Source organism: Rothia sp. 27098_8_161 (genome assembly GCF_041432905.1).
Classification (GTDB): domain Bacteria; phylum Actinomycetota; class Actinomycetes; order Actinomycetales; family Micrococcaceae; genus Rothia.
Window position 1 is genome coordinate 1 of the sequence record NZ_JAPWAL010000060.1, and the last position, 1,023, is coordinate 1,023.

General features: G+C 59.0%; 1 protein-coding gene and 1 pseudogene. Both read right to left on the reverse strand.

Features of this window, described 5'->3' with window-relative positions:
* Window positions 1-281: pseudogene (locus O3648_RS08365) on the reverse strand (cytochrome P450); the annotation flags it as partial.
* Between the two features lie 247 nt (window positions 282-528).
* The coding region (locus tag O3648_RS08370; RefSeq protein ID WP_371569590.1) for an MFS transporter at window positions 529-1,023 on the reverse strand (495 nt) is incomplete at its 5' end.

The following is a 1,023-nucleotide window of genomic DNA, read 5'->3' on the forward strand; positions in this document are numbered from 1 at the left end:
CGTTCGGGGGTGAAGTACTTGTCGTTGACGGTGCGGAAGGTGGTGTGTTCGGGTGCGTCCATGCCGTTGGGGACGGCGATGTGGCGGGTGGAGACGACATTGGAGTAGATTTCGGGGTGATCAAGTACGTGCTGTACGTCGGCATTTTTGAAGACGGAGTAGCCCATGAATTCATCGTGGGCGACGGGGCAGCGGCGGCGCATTGCGTCGTAGGCAGCTACCTGGTCTTTCTGCACTTCTTCGCTTCGGAGGTCCCAGTCGTTGTGTACGTTCTCAGTCATTGTTCACCCGTATTCGTAATAGAGTTGTGGTGTGCTGGATGCAGGGGTCCGGGCGATGCACATAGGGCAGGGTCGGGCGTGCATTCGAGCATGTGTAGCCATTATTAGTTGTTAGTTCTTTGACCGTATCACTTAAGGGCTGGTTGCGCAGGATAGGCGTTCCTTGTTTTCTCATTCAACGAACGACTTCGGGTAAGGCGAGGGCCGGGTCAGGGACCGCCCGCCTCATGCGTTTCTACCCCCGGGTCTAGCGCCCGCGTGCGAAGGGGTAGATGCTACCGTCCATCACGCCACGCTCCACCTGCTCCAGGCTCACGCCGCGAGTCTCTGGCAGGTTGCGGAACATCAGCAGCGCAATGACCACGTTCACCACGGCAAAGCCAATGAAGGAGCCGGTCAGACCGACCGCACCCAGAATCACAGGGAACGCCAACGACAGCACACCGTTCATCATCCAGCCGCTAAACGCCGAAATGCCCATACCCGCCGCACGCACATGCAGCGGGAACAGTTCACTCATAATCACCCACGTCGACACGTTCAGGCAGGTCTGCATCGCACCCACAAAGCAGACGATGAGCACCAGCAGAATCCAGGGGCGCGCCGCGTTATCGGCGGGCAGCAGTATGGATGCGCCCGCAATCAGCACGTGGAAAAACGCGGTCGACACATAACCAGTCATGACCATGACTCGGCGCCGTACGCGCTCCATCAGGCGCAGCGACATGATGGAGCCGAGCAC